This window comes from Flavicella sp. (assembly GCF_037132785.1).
GTDB lineage: Bacteria > Bacteroidota > Bacteroidia > Flavobacteriales > Flavobacteriaceae > Flavicella.
Genome location: NZ_JBAHZZ010000061.1, coordinates 1 through 13,803, shown reverse-complemented (window position 1 = coordinate 13,803; position 13,803 = coordinate 1). Strand labels below are relative to the sequence as shown.

The window sequence follows — 13,803 nt, the reverse complement described above, 5'->3', positions numbered from 1 at the left end:
TCCTCGATTTATCATTTTTATGGCATCCCTTCGTATAATTTCTCTTTCTTGATCGGACACGCTTCGTAAGTCTGTTTTTTCCATCAATAAAGATACAAAAAAATATATTAATTAAAGAACTATTGGTTCCGGGTTAATAATACATTATTTTTTTATTAAAAAAATGTTTTATATGTGTTTGATTTTGTAATATTGTTTCATTAATATGAGTTTTTTTAATTAAAAAGAAACTTAAAATCAAGAAATTTCACAAGTTAGTAATGGTTGATGCCAATATTATTAGCTTTGTTTGTTTCGTTGCTATATTCAGCAATAATTTAAACAATTATAAATTATATGAAACCCAAAATAACACTTAAGGCTATCGCTAAAGAATTTGGCGTGTCTATTTCCACAGTTTCTAAATCATTGAAAAACAGCAATGAAATAAGTATGGAGCTGAGAGAACGTATTCAGGCTTTTGCAAATTATTACAATTATAGACCCAATAGTTTTGCTTTAAAACTCAGAAATCAAAAAACGTTGGTTTTAGGGGTTGTGATTCCTGAAATTACTCATCATTTTTTTTCAAAGGTGATCAGTGGTGTTGAGCAGGCTGCAAATGAGAGAGGTTATAATGTGATGGTTTGTTTGTCAAACGAATCACATCAAAAAGAAGTAATGAATCTTGCTATGTTGGCAAATGGAAGTGTTGACGGTTTGTTGGTTGCAATGGCTAATGAAACTCAGAGTAAAGGAGATTTTAAGCATTTTCAAGAATTGATTGAAGAAGATATTCCTTTTGTATTGTTCGATAGAGTTGAAGATACGATTGCTTGTGATAAGGTAATTATTGATGATATCAAAGGTGGTTATAATGCCACAAAATATTTAATAGACAAAGGGGCTAAGAGAGTTGCTATGCTTACAACTCCTGATTATGTAGATGTAGCTTTTAAAAGGAAAGTGGGTTATGAAAAGGCATTAGAAGAAAAAGGTTTCTCTTTGGATGAGTCTTTGGTGTTAAAAATAAACAAAGACAAAGACCTTGTAGAACAGGTTGGTTGTTTGGTAAATAGAGAAGACTACCCAGATGCTATTTTTGCTGTAAACGAAATTTATGCGGCAACAGCCATAAAAGTAATCCAAAAAAGAGGCTTAAACATACCTGAAGATATTTCTGTAATCGGGTTTACAGATGGTTTAGTTTCTCAATACGCAACGCCATCAATAACAACAATGGAGCAGCATGGTTTTACGATGGGAATGCAGGCTGCTAATATGTTAGTAGATCGTTTGGAAACGGATGTACATGCTCCTTTTGAAACAAAAGTAATCACAACAACATTAAAAGTTCGGGAATCTACTAAATAATTTATTTTTTTTGGAAGATGAGTTTTATGAGTGTTTATCTAGCCTATTAGGTTGTCTAGACTGTCTTGAGAACTAGGTTCTCATTACTTTTTTAAAAAACATTTGTTTTTTAGAGAAAATATAATTTATCTTTGTACTTGAACATAGCGTTCACTTTGTATCAATATTTCACTCTTCACACATTAAAATATAGATAAAGACGCTACTGTCCTTACTATATTTATATCACAATTTTTTACACATTTCTTCGAGTCAAATCATTTTGACTAAAAGAAATTGTATTTGCTGATAACATTCAACTAATGTTAATATAGATAAGATGAAGAAAAAAATTCTAAGCTTTTGGGAAATTTGGAATATGAGTTTTGGGTTTTTAGGAATCCAGTTTGGTTTCGCACTACAAGGAGGTTTTATGTCAAGGATTTTTCAGACCTTAGGTGCTGATGAACATGATATTCCTTTATTGTGGATTGCAGCTCCTCTGACAGGTTTGTTGGTACAACCTATTATTGGTTATTTAAGCGATAGAACATGGCATCCAAAATTAGGTCGTCGACGTCCTTATTTTTTAATAGGTGCTGTTTTAAGTTCTATAGCTTTGTTTTTTGTGCCTCACTCACCAACATTGTGGATAGCAGCAGGTTTTCTTTGGATTTTAGATGCTTCCATAAATATCAGTATGGAGCCATTTAGAGCTTTGGTAGCAGACAAGTTAGACGATTCACAAAGGTCTTACGGATTTGTAATACAAACTCTTATTATTGGTATTGGAACTTGGACAGCGAGTAATTTACCTTGGTTTATCACTTATTTAGGAGTTAGTAATGAAGCAGGGCCAGGTGTTTTACCCATGTCAGTTAAAATAGCTTTCGGTATTGGTGCTTTTGTTTTTATGGCGAGTATCTTATTTACCATATTTACAACTTCAGAATATCCTCCCGAAGATATGGAGGCTTTTGAAGAAGAGAAAAAGAAAAAAGGAACTTTTATTTCAGACATCAAAGAGAATATTGGAAGTATGCCATCTACGATGCGTAAACTGGGTTTGGTTCAGTTTTTTAGTTGGTTTGCCTTTTTTACTATGTGGAGTTTAGCAACGCCAGCATTAACCGAATTTGTATTTAGTGCACCTGCTCCTATAGAAGCCGAGTATAATATGGAAATAGAAGCAGAGGCTACAGCTTATTTACAAGCCAATGGAAGCTATCAGTCTGCTGCAGATTTGGTAGGTTCATATATGGGAGTTTATGGATTGTCTTCAATGGGTTTTGCTTTGCTAATGGTATTATATACCGCAAAAAGACGTATCAATAGAAAGTATGTTCATCTAGTTTCGTTGATTTTGGGAGGATTTGGTTTTTTATCAATGTATTTCATTCCTTCTCCATCATGGTTAATTTTATCTTTTTCGTTAATAGGAATTGCTTGGGGTAGTATTTTATCTATGCCATATGCAATGTTATCAAGTTCTGTAGATCCTAAAAAAATGGGTGTAATAATGGGAATTTTTAATATGTTTATCGTGTTGCCTCAGATTATAGCAGCATTAGGAGGAGTGAACTTTCTGTATAAATTATTAGGTGATGAGTCTATTTTTGCAATGGTAATTGCAGGAATAAGTCTTATTGTAGCAGGTTTATGCAATTTATTAATTACAGATAAGAATGCTATTTCTTATCAATTACCAGAATAAAGATGGAAGAAAAAGGTTTTATTTTCGATTTGGATGGAGTTATTGTAGATACTGCAAAATTTCATTATTTAGCATGGAAAGAGCTAGCAAATCAATTAGGAGTTAATTTTACAGAAGAGCACAACGAGTTGCTAAAAGGGGTTAGCAGAGGAAAATCGTTGGAAATACTTCTTAGTTTAGGAGATGTAACTTTAACAGATTTTGAAAAGGAGAAATATATGAAAGAAAAAAACATACGCTATTTGGCTTATGTTGCAAAAATGGATGAGAGTGATATTTTATCAGGGATTAAAGAATTGTTGTTGTTTTTAAAACAAAACAATATTCCCTTTTCTTTAGGTTCTGCGAGCAAAAATGCAAGGGTCATATTAGAAGGTGTAAATCTTCTTGAAATCTTTACGGCGATTGTAGATGGAAACGATGTATCAAAAGCCAAACCAAATCCTGAGGTTTTTTTAATAGCAGCTGAAAAACTGAAACTGAAGCCAGAAAATTGTATCGTAATTGAAGATGCTGCTGCTGGTATTGAAGCCGCTAAAAGAGCGAAGATGGTGAGTGTGGGAATCGGAGAAGAAGAAATGCTTGGAGCAGCGGACTTTTTGTTGTCTAGTACTTCAAAATTAACTATTGAATATGCAAAGGGGTTGTTGAATTAACATCATAAATTTTATTGAAGTAGGGTTCTTAACTTAAAAAAGTATTGAATCTTATTATAAGCTGGATATTGATACATCAGTCTTCAAAAGGCTAAACCTTACCTTTATTTAAGTATTAAGGCAAAAAAAAAGAAAAAATGAATCAAAATTATATTATAGAAAATGAATGGTCAATCCTTGAGCAAGGATTTGATCCTGAAAAGGTTACTTCTTCTGAAAGTATTTTTAGTATAGGAAATGGGGTAATGGGACAGAGAGCAAATTTTGAAGAAACTTATTCTGGAGAGACCTTTCAAGGAAGTTATATCGGAGGAGTGTATTACCCCGATAAAACGAGAGTTGGTTGGTGGAAAAATGGCTACCCTGAATATTTTGCGAAAGTATTAAATGCACCTAACTGGATAGGTATTCGTGTTTTTATCAAAGGAATAGAATTAGATTTACAAAAGGTAAAAGTTTCTTGCTTTAAGCGAGAATTAAATATGAAAGAAGGTTGGTTGCAACGTTCTTTTGAGGCAGAGCTTTCTAATGGGAATAAAGTTGCCGTTGTTTCTCTACGTTTTTTAAGTATGACAACTTCTGAAATAGGTGCTATACGTTACAGCGTTACTCCTTTGAACTTCTCTGGAGAGGTTACTTTTTCGCCTTATTTAGACGGTGGAATTAGTAATGAAGATACAAATTACGACGAGTTATTTTGGGAAATATTGGATGTAAATCACGAAGGTAATTACGCTTCGGTTTTAGCAAAAACCTTAAAGACAGAGTATCATGTATGTACGGGAATGTACATTGAATTGGAATTAAATAAAGAAAAACTAGAAAAATATCCGACTGTAGTTAAGAAGGAAAAAAGTATTTCGTTTTCCTATACTACTGAGGTGTCAGAAAATGAAACATTTACAATTTACAAATATGGAGGTTATGTTCATTCGATGAATTATGCTATCGATGAATTGAGTTCTAAGTCGAAAAAAAGTATTCAAAAAGCATCGGAAACTGGTTTTGATAGCTTGTTAGAAGAACAAGTTGCCTACTGGGCTAAAGCATGGGAAACAGCTGATATTGTCATTGAAGGGGACATAAAAGCCCAGCAAGCTATACGATTTAATATTTTTCAATTAAGTCAAACTTATACTGGAGAAGATGCCCGATTAAATATAGGTCCTAAAGGTTTTACTGGTGAGAAATATGGAGGAAGTACCTATTGGGATACCGAGGCGTATTGTATTCCCTTTTACATGAGGACAAAAGATTCAAAAGTAGCAAGGAATCTTTTGGTATATCGACACAGTCAATTGGGTAAAGCCATTGAAAATGCAAAAAAATTAGGTTTTACTAAAGGGGCAGCTTTGTATCCAATGGTTACTATGAATGGAGAAGAGTGTCATAATGAATGGGAAATTACCTTTGAGGAAATTCACAGGAATGGAGCCATGATTTATGCTATCAATAATTATGTAAATTATACAGGAGATTATAATTATATTCCTGAATTAGGAATGGAAGTTATGATTGGAGTCGCTCGTTTTTGGCATCAAAGAGCAACTTTCTCTCAAGATAGAAACAAGTATGTAATTCTTGGAGTTACAGGACCAAATGAATACGAAAATAATATCAATAATAATTTTTACACAAATTATTTAGCGAAATGGTGTATTGAATATACTGCTGACAATTTACAGAAAGTAAAAACAGAATATTCTGATGATTATTCAAGAATTATTGAATTGACAAATCTTACAAAAGAAGAGATTGAATCCTGGTTAAAGGTTTCGAACAATATGTATTTTCCTTATAGTGAAAAGCATGAAGTTTTTTTACAACAAGATGGCTTTTTAGACAAAGAATTAATTCCTACTTCGGAATTAGACAAAAAAAATAGACCTATCAATCAAAAATGGTCATGGGACAGGATATTGAGATCTTGTTATATAAAACAGGCAGATGTTTTACAAGGTTTTTATATGTTTGAAAATCAATTTCAAAAAGAAGAAATAGAAAAGCATTTTGATTTTTATGAGCCATTAACTGTTCACGAATCTTCTTTGTCTCCTTGTATTCATTCTATTTTGGCAGCGTCCATTGATAGAATTCCAAAGGCATATGAACAATATTTAAGAACTTCTCGTTTGGACTTAGATGATTACAACCATGAAGTGGATGAGGGCTTACACATAACATCAATGGCAGGAACCTGGATGTCAATTGTTGAAGGTTTTGGAGGAATGCGAGTTTGGGCAGATGAAAAGTTGACATTTAACCCTCAAATTCCTAAAGAATGGAAATCGTATTCTTTTAAAATTAATTTTAGAGGAGTCACAATTAAAGTTGAAAAAACTCAAAATGATTGTAAGTTTACGAATGAGTCAGATAAAAGTATAAAAATATTTATAAAAGGAGAAGAGTTTATTGTATTAGCAAACGATTGTACCGTGGTAGTTTAAAAGCAGGTTAAACAATTTTTTTCCTGAATAACCACTTTAATTAATTGTTTTGATGTAATTCAATCGGAAGTAATTAAAAACACCACAATTTTGGAGATTAAACATGGAATATAAGAATTTTCAGTGGTGCTTTGGTTTCTCGGTATATCTCTGATTATACTCGTGTGGTAAATAAAAGTTTGGTTAAGTTGGTTGGTGTTGAAAGGTCTGAAAATAAAAATTATTTGTTTTTAAATTTGGACTTTTCAATTGCCAAAACTGGGGTTTTATAGGTGGATTTTAAGTAGAAAAAAGGTTTATGGTGAACAACAAAAATGTAAAAATGAAATATATTTTAATAATGGTATTTATTTTGATAGTTTCTTGTGGAGAAAAGAAAGTTAAAAAGGATCAGAAAACAATGGTTATAACAGAATATAAGGGAGTGCTAAGTTCAGGGAAAATAGATCGTATAAAACAATTTCCATCGAATAATATAGTTCCGAGAACAGTAGATGTTTGGCTGCCTAAAAATTATTCAAAAGAAAAGAAATATGCTGTTGTGTATATGCACGATGGTCAGAATCTTTTTGACGAGACTTCAACTTGGAATCAACAAGAATGGAAGGTAGATGAAATTTCCACTAAATTGATGAATAAAGGCTTGGTAAAACCTTTTATTGTCGTAGGAATTCACTCTATTGCTAAGAGTCGGTTTTTCGATTTATACCCCAAAAAAGCCCTAAACTATATTCCAAAGAAATCTTTAAATTCTATTTTTACTATTGCAGAGCAAAACAATCATAAAATGAGTTTAGAGCTATTTAATGGAGATGCCTATTTAAAGTTTATAGTGGAGGAGGTAAAGCCTTATGTTGATAAAACCTATGCCGTTGAGACAAACAGAGAAAATACATTTGTTGCTGGCTCTAGCATGGGAGGGTTGATGTCTATGTATGCCATTTGTGAGTATCCTGATGTTTTTTCTGGCGCCGCTTGTCTTTCTACACATTGGATAGGAATGAAATGGGACAAAGAAAACACGAATCTTATTTCAAATGGTTTTTTTAGGTATATAAAAGACAATATGCCTGCTGCTAAAACACATAAATTTTATTTTGATTTTGGAACTAAATCATTAGATCAATATTATGTGCAATTTGAAGATCAGGTAAATGTTTTATTTCAATCTAAAGGATATACAAATGAAAATTTTCAGAATTTGAAATTTGAAGGAGCCGACCATACTGAGTTATCTTGGCAAAAACGATTTGATATTCCACTAACTTTTTTATTAAAAAAATAATATGTTTAAATCAATAATTTATTTTCTACTTGTGTTTTTTGTCACGATTTCTCAGGCGCAAAATAATGATAGAATATTTAAAAGTACTTTGTATAAGAACAATAGTTTGGAAATCATTCTAAATGATGGATCTTATAATTTAAAATTTTATTCAAATGAAATTATTGAAACCTCTTTTATCCCTTTAGGTGAAGTGTATTCAAAAAAATCGCATGCTGTAGTTTTAGAAAATCAAGCGGTAAAAACAAATTTTAAAGAAACAAATGATTTAATTCGATTTAGTTCAGGTGACCTTGATGTTCGAATTCAAAAAAAACCTTTTCAAATAAATTATAGCTATCAAAATAAACAAATAATATCTGAAAACATAGGTTATATACTAAAGGATTCTCTTGAGGTATTAAACTTTGTTTTGGATGAAAAAGAAGTTTTGTATGGTGGCGGAGCGAGAGCCCTTGGAATGAATAGAAGAGGACATCGCTTGGAGCTTTATAACAAAGCTGATTATGGCTATGAAACCCAATCAAAATTAATGAATTTTACCATGCCTATTGTTTTGTCTTCAAAAAGATATATGATTCATTTTGACAATGCTCAAATAGGGTGGTTGGATTTGGATAGTAAAAAGAACAATTCGCTGAATTACGAAACGATAGGAGGAAGAAAAACCTACCAAGTCATTGTTGGAGAATCTTGGGAAGAATTATTAAACTCTTATACAAAACTTACAGGAAAACAACCTTTGCCACCCAGATGGGTATTTGGTAATTTTGCAAGTAGATTTGGTTATCATTCAGAAGAAGAAACTCGTAATGTCGTAAATCAATTTAGAGAAGATAAAATTCCGTTGGATGCTATTATTTTAGATTTGTATTGGTTTGGAAAAGATATTCAAGGGACTATGGGTAATTTTGAGTTTTTAAAAGATTCATTTCCTACTCCCAAAAAAATGATTGCTGATTTTAAGGATTTGGGTGTGAAAACGGTTCTGATTACTGAACCTTTTGTTTTGACGACCTCTAAAAAATGGGATGATGCAGTTGAAAAAGATATTCTAGCAAAGAATAAAAAAGGCAAGCCTTATGTCTATGATTTCTATTTCGGAAGTACTGGTCTGATAGATATTTTTAAAGAAGAAGGAAAAAACTGGTTTTGGGAAATTTATAAAAAACATACAGACTGGGGAATTGCTGGTTGGTGGGGAGATTTAGGTGAGCCTGAAGTACATCCAAAAGATCTTTTACATGCTAAAGGAACAGCAGATGAAGTTCATAATGTATATGGTCATTATTGGGCTAAATTAGTGTCTGACGGCTATCAAAAGGATTTCTCAGAACAACGCCCTTTTATATTGATGAGAGCTGGTTATTCCGGATCTCAAAGATTTGGAATGATTCCCTGGTCTGGAGATGTAAATAGAACTTGGGGTGGTTTGCAATCTCAAATGGAAATTGCCTTACAAATGGGCATGCAAGGAATGGCTTATATGCATTCCGATTTAGGTGGTTTTGCGGGGTCTTATGAAGATGATGAATTATATGTCCGTTGGTTGCAATACGGTGTATTTCAACCTGTATTTAGACCTCATGCACAAGAAGAATTAGCTTCAGAACCGATTTTCAAAAAAGAGAAAACAAAGGCTTTGGCTAAAAAAGCTATAGAATTACGCTATCAATTATTACCGTATAATTATACGATGTCTTTTGAAAATAATCAAAAAGGAATCCCTTTGATGCGCCCGTTGTTGTTTGAAGAGCCAAATAATGAGCAATTATTTACGCTGTCTGATACTTATTTATGGGGTAAAGATATATTAGTGCATCCAGTAGTGCAAAAAGGCCAACAAAAAGCGAATGTATATTTTCCATCAACAAACAATTGGTTTGATTTTTATACAGATAAAAAATATACAGCAGGGTCTGAGCATATAATTAACCTGAAAAATGATAAAATTCCAACTTTTGTTCGAGCGGGTGCATTTATACCAAGAATCAAAACGATACAGACTACGGATGATTACTCTTTGATCAATTTTGATCTACATTTTTATTACGACAATGAAATAAAAGAAAGTAAAGGACAATTATATAATGATAATGGAAAAACCCCTAAAGCTTATGAAAAGGGAGCTTACGAATTGTTTCATTTTAAAAGTGACATAAAAAGAAAAACGATAAAAATTTCAATAAAATCTGAAATTGGGATATTAAACGATAGAACATCAAAGAATGTACATCTTATAGTTCATAATATTTCCAAAGTGCCAACAAAAGTTTTGGTGAATGGAAAGGCATCGAGTTTTGAATATACTGATGGATTATTAAAAGTCAAATTAACCGTTACGAAACAAGAAAAAATAAAAATATGTTTATAAAAAAGAACAGCACACTAAGATTGATCGTTTGGAGTTTTCTTATAATTACAACATCTTGTGAGTTGAATAAAAAGGTTGAAATCAATCCCAAAACACCTTTTGTTTGGGAAGCGGCAAATGTTTATTTTTTACTTACAGATCGGTTTTATAATGGAGATACTTCGAATGATGTAAATTTTGAAAGAACTGAAGAAACTGGGGTTTTAAGAGGTTTTGAAGGAGGTGATTTAATAGGGATTACGGAAAAGATTAAAACGGGATATTTTACAGATTTAGGAATAAATGCAATTTGGATGACTCCTATTATGGAGCAAATTAAGGGATCAGTAAATGAAGGACAAGGAGTAACTTATGGATTTCATGGATATTGGATTCGTGATTGGACTAGCTTAGACCCAAATTTTGGAACTAAAAAGGACTTAAAAGACTTGGTAGAAACAGCGCATAAACACGGAATAAGAATTGTACTTGATGCTGTTGTAAATCATATTGGACCTGTTACTGAAAAAGATCCTGTTTGGGAGTCTGATTGGGTAAGAACAAAACCTACTTGTACTTATAAGGATTATGAATCTACCGTTAGATGTACTTTGGTAGAAAATCTACCAGATATTAAAACAGAAAATAATAATGATGTAGAGTTGCCAGAGGTATTGGTTTCTAAATGGAAATCTGAAGGCAGGTATAAAAAGGAAATTGAAGAGCTAGATGTTTTCTTCTTAAAAACAGGTTACCCTAGAGCACCTAGGTTTTATATAATGAAATGGCTAGCGGATTATATAACTGAGTTTGGTATTGATGGCTATCGTGTTGATACAGTAAAACATACTGAAGAATACGTCTGGAAAGAATTTAAAGATATTTGTAACGACGCATTTGCCGATTGGAAAAATAATAATCCAGAGAAAGTTATGGATTCTTCTGAATTCTTTACCGTTGCTGAAGTATATAATTTTAATATTAGTACTGCAACAGCATTTGATTTTGGCGACAAAAAAGTAAATTATTTTGAAAATGGTTTTAACAGTGTTATCAATTTTGAATTTAAATACAATGCAGAAAAATCGTATGAAGAATTGTTTTCGAGATATTCGAATATTCTAAATACAGAGTTAAACGGCTATTCTGTGATGAATTATTTTTCTTCCCATGATGACAGTCAACCTTTTGACCCTAAAAGAAAGAGAAATAGAGAATCTGCGATAAAACTTTTATTAACACCAGGAATTTCTCAGGTGTATTATGGTGATGAGTCAGACAGACCTTTGGAAATTGAAAATGCAGAAGGTGATGCTAATTTGCGTTCATTTATGAATTGGGATCTTATAGAGAATGATAAAGGGACAAAATTAAAGATGGAACATTGGCAGAAACTGGGCTGTTTTAGACGAGATCATCCAGCTGTAGGAGCAGGGGTTCATCAAATAATTTCAGAATCTCCTTATTGTTTTTCACGGCGTTTCTCAAAGGGAAACTTTGTCGATAATGTAGTTGTTGGTTTGGATTTAACTAAAGGAATTAAAAAACTAAATGTATCTGATGTATTTGAAAATGGCAGTCATTTGTTAGATGCCTATTCAAATATAGAAGTTGTAGTAGATAAAGGAATGGTAATTATAGATTCACCATTTGATATTGTATTGTTAGCCTTAAAGAAATAATTTATGAAATATATTGTTGTTTATTTAGTTGTAATAATTACTGTTTTGGCTTGTTCGAAACAAGATGAGAAATCTAAATCATTAGAGATAGAAAACAAGAAAGTTGTGTATCAAGTTTTTACAAGGTTGTTTGGGAATACAAATACTACTAATAAACCATGGGGAACTATTGAAGAAAATGGCATAGGTAAATTTGAAGATTTCTCTGAAGTAGCTTTAAAAGAAATAAAAGATTTAGGGGTAACCCATATTTGGTATACGGGTGTATTGCACCACGCCATGGTTACAGATTATACCCAGTACGGAATTTCAAACGACGATCCTGATGTGGTAAAAGGAAGGGCAGGCTCTCCTTATGCTGTAAAAGATTATTATAATGTTGACCCTGATTTAGCGGTGAATCCTGAAAATAGAATGCAAGAGTTTGAAGCTTTGATAGCAAGAACTCATAAAATGGGTTTAAAGGTAATTATTGATATAGTTCCTAATCATATAGCTAGAAAATATAAAGGATTGACGAATCCAGCTGGCGTGGTGGATTTTGGAGTTAATGATGATACGACTATGGAATATGATAAAAATAATAATTTTTATTATGTGGTAGGAGAAGAATTTAAAGTTCCAGAGTTTTTAAATAATTATAAACCTTTAGGAGGAGAATTAAATAAAGATATTGATGGAGAGTTTTATGAAGTACCTGCGAAATGGACGGGTAATGGTTCTAGGTTGGCTCAACCAAATTTTTATGATTGGTATGAAACCGTAAAAATAAATTACGGAATCAAACCAGATGGATCTTATGATTTTGAGAGTTTACCTGATGACTTTGATAAAAAAGATTTTAATGAACATTATGCTTTTTGGAAAGGAAAAGAAATTCCAGATTCATGGAATAAATTTAGGGATATTACACTTTTTTGGTTAGACAAAGGAGTAGATGGATTTAGATATGACATGGCAGAAATGGTTCCTGTGGAGTTTTGGAGCTATATGAATTCTTCTCTTAAAATTAAAAATCCAGATGTGTTTTTACTGGCAGAGGTCTACAACCCTGCTCTGTATAGAGATTATATTCATAAAGGAAAGATGGATTATTTATATGATAAAGTAGCTTTGTATGACACAATAAAAAGTATTGTTAGAGGGAAAGGAAGTACGGATCATATTACGTCAATAGTAAAAGATTTAGAAGACATAGAACATCATATGTTACATTTTTTAGAGAATCATGATGAGCAGCGTTTTGCTAGTCCTGGTTTTGGAGGTGATTCAAAAAAAGTAATACCAGCAATGCTTGTTTCAGCAACTTTAACAACTTCACCAACTATGATTTATTTTGGACAAGAAGTTGGAGAGAAAGCTGAAGAAAATGCTGGTTTTGGAACTGCTACTAGAACATCCATATTTGATTATATTGGAGTCCCTGCTCACCAAAGATGGATGAATAGAGGTAAGTTTGATGGAGCTGGTTTGATAATTGAAGAAAAAAATCTTCGTGATTTTTACAAGAGATTGTTGAACTTTACAGTTAAGAGTTCGGCACTAATGGGTGAGTATTATGATTTGCATTCATACAATAGAAAACAAAATAAAAGGTATTCTACCCCCCTTTTTTCGTTTGCACGTTGGTCAGATTCGGAGAAATTAATAATTGTAGCAAATTTTGAAGGGAAATCATTTGAAGAGATAGAAATGGTGCTTCCTAAAGATCTAATTTCTAAATTAAATTTGAAGGATGGCATGTATAAATTGAAGGAACAATTGTATAAGAAAGATATATACAGTTTGATTATTGAGAATGGAAAAGGAAAATTTAAATTTAAGCCTGAGGAATTCAGTTCTTTAGTTTTAAAAATTGAATAAAATTACTCTTATTAGACTTAGGCACGTGTTATATCAAATAAACATCAAAATGATTGATTAATTAGTTTCTTTTTCATTCATATTTCACACAAAAATAGAACCGTAGCGGAGCTATGCTTTTATTGCTTATCTGAATAAAAAATATTCCAAATTATTATTACAAGACCGTTGCAAGGTACATGACAAAAACAAAGATCCAAACTTAGGTTTTATATCATTGTTTGTTAGCTTATTAAGGCGTATATTTAAGTTATGAAACTACAAATAACACCTACTTTTGCAGATAGCATTTGTGATTTACGTACAAGAAAGGATAAAAGCTGCATTTTTTAGTCAAATAAATATTCTTATCGATTGGGATCTAATTTCAAAAATAATAGACAAGGACTATTCCAGGGGTAAAAGTGCCGTTGGTAAGCCTTGCTATGATGGTTTGTTTCTTTTTAAAATGTGTCTTTTGCAGAGTTGGTA

Annotated in this window: 9 protein-coding genes; all 9 read left to right on the top strand. The window is 32.0% G+C overall.

Annotation, left to right across the window (positions count from 1 at the left end):
* Nucleotides 1-336: 336 nt before the first annotated feature.
* Entirely contained in the window at nucleotides 337-1,353 is a 1,017-nt protein-coding gene (locus V5787_RS03825) for a LacI family DNA-binding transcriptional regulator (protein WP_336891950.1), read from the top strand.
* 319 nt (nucleotides 1,354-1,672) lie between these two features.
* On the top strand, nucleotides 1,673-3,046 hold the full coding sequence (locus tag V5787_RS03820) for an MFS transporter (protein WP_336891949.1): 1,374 nt from the start codon (nucleotides 1,673-1,675) through the stop codon (nucleotides 3,044-3,046).
* A 2-nt stretch (nucleotides 3,047-3,048) separates the two neighbouring features.
* Nucleotides 3,049-3,702: a beta-phosphoglucomutase gene (gene pgmB, locus V5787_RS03815; RefSeq protein WP_336891948.1), complete on the top strand. Its 654-nt coding sequence runs from the start codon at nucleotides 3,049-3,051 to the stop codon at nucleotides 3,700-3,702.
* A 137-nt stretch (nucleotides 3,703-3,839) separates the two neighbouring features.
* On the top strand, nucleotides 3,840-6,149 hold the full coding sequence (locus V5787_RS03810; protein WP_336891947.1) for a glycoside hydrolase family 65 protein: 2,310 nt from the start codon (nucleotides 3,840-3,842) through the stop codon (nucleotides 6,147-6,149).
* Between the two features lie 322 nt (nucleotides 6,150-6,471).
* Nucleotides 6,472-7,434: an alpha/beta hydrolase-fold protein gene (locus V5787_RS03805; protein ID WP_336891946.1), complete on the top strand. Its 963-nt coding sequence runs from the start codon at nucleotides 6,472-6,474 to the stop codon at nucleotides 7,432-7,434.
* A 1-nt stretch (nucleotide 7,435) separates the two neighbouring features.
* A complete protein-coding gene (locus V5787_RS03800) occupies nucleotides 7,436-9,808 on the top strand; it encodes a TIM-barrel domain-containing protein (RefSeq protein ID WP_336891945.1) in 2,373 nt (790 codons plus the stop codon).
* Nucleotides 9,799-11,469, top strand: coding sequence for an alpha-amylase family glycosyl hydrolase (locus tag V5787_RS03795; protein ID WP_336891944.1), 1,671 nt, complete (start codon nucleotides 9,799-9,801; stop codon nucleotides 11,467-11,469). The genes V5787_RS03800 and V5787_RS03795 overlap by 10 nt, the downstream gene beginning before the upstream one ends.
* A 3-nt stretch (nucleotides 11,470-11,472) precedes the next feature.
* Nucleotides 11,473-13,332, top strand: coding sequence for an alpha-amylase family protein (locus tag V5787_RS03790; protein WP_336891943.1), 1,860 nt, complete (start codon nucleotides 11,473-11,475; stop codon nucleotides 13,330-13,332).
* A gap of 277 nt (nucleotides 13,333-13,609) precedes the next feature.
* On the top strand, nucleotides 13,610-13,803 hold a 194-nt coding region (locus V5787_RS03785; protein ID WP_336891942.1), incomplete at its 3' end, for a hypothetical protein.

Excerpts from the sequence above, each read along its gene's own strand:
- V5787_RS03820 (WP_336891949.1), top strand. The coding sequence starts at position 1,673 with ATGAAGAAAAAAATTCTAAGCTTTTGGGAAATTTGGAATATGAGTTTT.
- V5787_RS03790 (WP_336891943.1), top strand. The coding sequence starts at position 11,473 with ATGAAATATATTGTTGTTTATTTAGTTGTAATAATTACTGTTTTGGCT.
- V5787_RS03800 (WP_336891945.1), top strand. The coding sequence starts at position 7,436 with ATGTTTAAATCAATAATTTATTTTCTACTTGTGTTTTTTGTCACGATT.
- V5787_RS03795 (WP_336891944.1), top strand. The coding sequence starts at position 9,799 with ATGTTTATAAAAAAGAACAGCACACTAAGATTGATCGTTTGGAGTTTT.
- pgmB (WP_336891948.1), top strand. The coding sequence starts at position 3,049 with ATGGAAGAAAAAGGTTTTATTTTCGATTTGGATGGAGTTATTGTAGAT.
- V5787_RS03805 (WP_336891946.1), top strand. The coding sequence starts at position 6,472 with ATGAAATATATTTTAATAATGGTATTTATTTTGATAGTTTCTTGTGGA.
- V5787_RS03810 (WP_336891947.1), top strand. The coding sequence starts at position 3,840 with ATGAATCAAAATTATATTATAGAAAATGAATGGTCAATCCTTGAGCAA.
- V5787_RS03825 (WP_336891950.1), top strand. The coding sequence starts at position 337 with ATGAAACCCAAAATAACACTTAAGGCTATCGCTAAAGAATTTGGCGTG.